The organism is Actinosynnema sp. NPDC002837, assembly GCF_040295345.1.
In the GTDB taxonomy this organism is placed as follows: Bacteria; Actinomycetota; Actinomycetes; order Mycobacteriales; family Pseudonocardiaceae; genus Actinosynnema.
This window is the reverse complement of sequence record NZ_JBEOVG010000191.1, coordinates 1-3,779: the sequence shown is the minus strand read 5'-3', so window position 1 is coordinate 3,779 and position 3,779 is coordinate 1. Positions and strand designations below refer to the sequence as shown.

Below are 3,779 nucleotides of genomic sequence, written 5' to 3'. Positions count from 1 at the left end.
GGGTCGTGATCCCAAACCATAACACCGCAATCCTGTAATACCGCTGACCCGCCGGCCGCCCTATCCAACCCACCCGCGGGGCCGGCGGACGACGGCCGGACCTGTCGGCGGATGAACCGGGTCGGGTCTAGTCGCCGAACAGCTTGCCGGTCTGCTCGATGATCGTCATGACGCTCAGCACGCCGAACAGGAGCACCGCCCAGCCGAGCGCCGCCACGCGGACGGCGCGGATGCGGATCGGCGCGGGCAGCGCCTTGCGGTTGAGGACGATCAGCAGGCCGGAGTAGAGGAACATCATCAACCCGCCCACGCACGCGGAGATCACCAGCAGGATCAGCGGCTGCCCGAGACCGGCCAGCACGATCGCGCAGCCCACCAGCACCAGCACCCACACCACGGCGAAGTAGAGCGTGCTCTCCTTGACGTTCCTGGCGTACGCGGTCTTGACCACGTCCGCGACGAGGCGGCTGGAGTAGTCCACGATGCCCAGCGCCGCGGCGAACAGCGCGAACGCGCCGATCACCCAGAACAGCGTGCCGAACCAGGCGCCGACCGTCTCCTTCAGCACCTCGCCCTCGATCCGCAGGAACCCGATGTTGTTCGGCAGCCCGGGCCTGCCGTAGACCGTCGCGTACGCGAGCAGCGAGGTGAACATGATGGACACGAACGTGATCAGCACGAAGGTGTAGAGCTGCTCGCGGTTCGCGAACCGCCACCACGCGCGCCACCGGGTCAGGTGCTCGTCGGTCGGCTCGAAGATGAACCCGGTGCTCGGCGCGGCCTCGGGCTTGCCGGTCACCGGGCTCTTGATCCGCGGCACGTACTTGCCCATGCCGAAGCCCTTGTCCCGGATCCAGTTGCTCTGCACCAGGTTCTGGCCGCCGCCCGCGCCCGCGAAGGCGAGCGCGCCGGTCAGGAACGCGAGACCGAGCGGGTCGATCGGGATGCTCGCGTCGGTCACGATGCTGGGCACCTCGGCCCACGTGTCGGCCGAGATCGCCACCACCGCGCCGACCGCGAGCAGCACGATCACCGCCGCGACCTTCAGCATCTCCGTCCGCTCCAGCGCCACGTACACCACCGGCGCCAGCGTGAGGATCAGCCCGATGGCGAGCAGCATCCCGATGGAGATCCAGCGGACGTCGCCGCCCCACAGGTAGGTGACCATGGTCGCCGAACTGGTCGCCCAACCCGGCCACAGGTTCGCCGTCATGGTCAGGACCGCGAACACCAGCCCCCAGTGCCGCCAGTAGCGGCTGAAACCGGTGAGCGCGGTCTCGCCGGTGGCGAGCGTGTACCGCTCGATCTCCATGTTCAGGAAGTACTGGGTGGCCAGCCCCACCAGGGCCGCCCAGACGAACACCAGGCCGACCTGGGACGCGATGTAGGGGAAGAGGATGAACTCGCCGGACGCCAACCCGACGCCCGCGGCGACCACACCCGGCCCGATGATCCGCCACGTGGAGGTCGGCGCCTCCGGCAGCGGTCTGACCTCGGGTGGCGGCAGGTGTCGGCTGGCGGGGAAGTGGCGGGTCACGTCGTCGTGCTGCCTCGTCATCGGATGATCCCTTCGCCGGAACCAAGGTGATCTCCGGGGAGACGATACGGGGAACCGGTCCGCCCGGTCGACGCCTCGACGCGCCGACCGGGCGGGCTCGGCTCAGCGCGCCGAGCAGGTCGGGGTGAGACCGGTGGCGTTGCCGGTGGCCTGGAAGCCGAACTCCACCGACTGGCCCGCCGCGACGGAGCCGTTGTAGTCGACGTTGGTGAAGGCGACCGTGCCGGTGGAGCCGTTGCGGTTGGCGCTCCACTGGTTGGTGACGGTGGCGCCGGCCGGCAGGGACACCGAGACCGACCAGCCGTTGAGGGCCGAGGCGCCCGCGGTGACCTTGATGTTGGCCACGAACCCGCCGTTCCAGCTGTTCAACGACGCGGTCGCGGTGCAGGCGCCGCCGGGGTTCTGCGTCGTGGTGGTGGTCGTCGTGGTGCCGGAGGTCGTGGTCGTGGTGGTGGTGGTGGTCGGCCCTGCCGCGTTGAGGACGTCGAGGACCGCCTGGTACGCGGGCTTCTTGTTGCCCGAGCCGTCGAACAGCAGCGGCGAGTCGTTGGGGTAGCGCCAGGAGTCGGTGTCGCGGATGCCCCACACGGTGATGCCGGTGCACCGCGCGACGGCGGTGCACGCCTGGGTCACGCGGCGGTAGCTGTCGGCCTGCTGGCTGCCGGAACCGGCGATGTCCAGCTCGGTGATCTGCACGTCGACGCCGAGCGCCGCGAAGCGCTGGATGGTGGTCTGGTAGTCGCTCGGGATGCCGGTGCCGAAGTGCGACTGGAGGCCGACGCAGTCGATGGGCACACCGCGGTTCTTGAAGTCCTGCACCATGCGGTAGACGCCCTGGGTCTTGGCGGCGGCCCAGCTGTCGGTGTTGTAGTCGTTGTAGCAGAGCTTGGCGCCGGGGTCGGCGGCGCGGGCGGTGCGGAAGGCGACCTCGATCCAGTCGTTGCCGGTGCGCTGGAGGTTGGAGTCGCGACGCCCGCCGGACCCGCCGTCGGCGAAGGCCTCGTTCACGACGTCCCAGGCGTAGATCTTGCCCCGGTAGTAGGAGGCGACCCGGTTGATGTGGTTGACCAGCGCGGAGCGCAGCGCCGAGCCCTCCATGCCCTGCATCCACCGCGGTTGCTGCGAGTGCCAGGCGAGGGTGTGGCCGCGCACCCGCTTGCCCTGGGCGAGCGCGTGGTTCACGATGCGGTCGCCACTGGCGAAGCTGAACTGGTTCTGGTTGGGCTCGGTGGCGTCCATCTTCATCTCGTTCTCGGCCGTCACCATGTCGAACTCGCGGTTCAGGATCCCGACGTAGGTGGAGTCGCCGAGCCTGCCGGCCGCGACGGCCGTGCCGTAGTAGCGGCCGCTCTGGGCCGCGGACGCGCCGAGAGTGCTCGCGGCGCTCGCGGACGTGGTCGCGAGGAACGCGACGCCGCCCGTGGTGGTGGCCATCAACGTCGCCGCGAGCACCACTCGTGACACTGACCTCGCTGTCAGCTTCATCTTCGACACCTTCACCGAAAGGCACCCGCCGCACGTGGCGGGTGGGATGGGCAGGACCGTTCGACCGGTCCGGCACCGCCGGGTCGCCGGGTGCTGGGCGGCGCGCGGGCGTCGTTCGCGGTGTGAGCACGGACCGGCGGGCCTCGCGGAAGGGGGAGCACCGCGTGATCGGTGCGCTCCGCGAGTCCGGGTGCGAGCCAGTGTCGCCCACATTGTTCGCGCTCACAAGTAGTGCGCTTGGGAAATGTCCCGAGACGCTGCACTGAATGGAGCAACTTTGTCCCTGTCGGCGCTGAGCTGCGCTTATGTGACCTTGTCGAATGTCATTCGATGCCGATCGCTCACGAGTAGCTAAAGTGAGCGATCACATTTTAGCTTTGACCGGCCTAATCGCGCATCGCTACCTTCGACTGGAGATCGGGGTTGGCCGGCAGGGCCCGACCCTGCCGGTGTCCGCCGGGCGACGCTGGGCCGCCGCGCGTCGCGAGCCACGACACCGAACACCGGAAGGGACCACGACCATGGCACACCCATCCCGGCGACATCGCGTCGTGCACGCCGTGTCCGCGGCCCTGCTGGTGGCGGCGGGCACGGTGACGATGCTGAACGCCGACCCCGCCCGAGCCCTGGACAACGGCGTCGCACGGACGCCGCCGATGGGGTGGAACTCGTGGAACACGTTCGGCTGCAACATCAGCGAGACGTTGATCCGGCAGATGACCGATGCGATGGTCAG

Annotated in this window: 2 protein-coding genes and 1 pseudogene; 1 reads left to right on the top strand and 2 read right to left on the bottom strand. The window is 69.1% G+C overall.

The window, feature by feature from the left end; all coding sequences use genetic code 11:
• Positions 1–127 precede the first annotated feature (127 nt).
• Complete coding sequence (locus ABTZ99_RS44730; RefSeq protein WP_499619245.1) at positions 128–1,558, bottom strand: Nramp family divalent metal transporter; 1,431 nt, start codon at positions 1,556–1,558, stop codon at positions 128–130.
• Positions 1,559–1,660: 102 nt separating this feature from the next.
• Entirely contained in the window at positions 1,661–3,043 is a 1,383-nt protein-coding gene (locus ABTZ99_RS44725) for a glycoside hydrolase family 10 protein (RefSeq protein WP_499619243.1), read from the bottom strand.
• Positions 3,044–3,564: 521 nt separating this feature from the next.
• Here ABTZ99_RS44725 and ABTZ99_RS44720 point away from each other — a divergent pair.
• Positions 3,565–3,779, top strand: a pseudogene (locus ABTZ99_RS44720) (glycoside hydrolase family 27 protein); the annotation flags it as partial.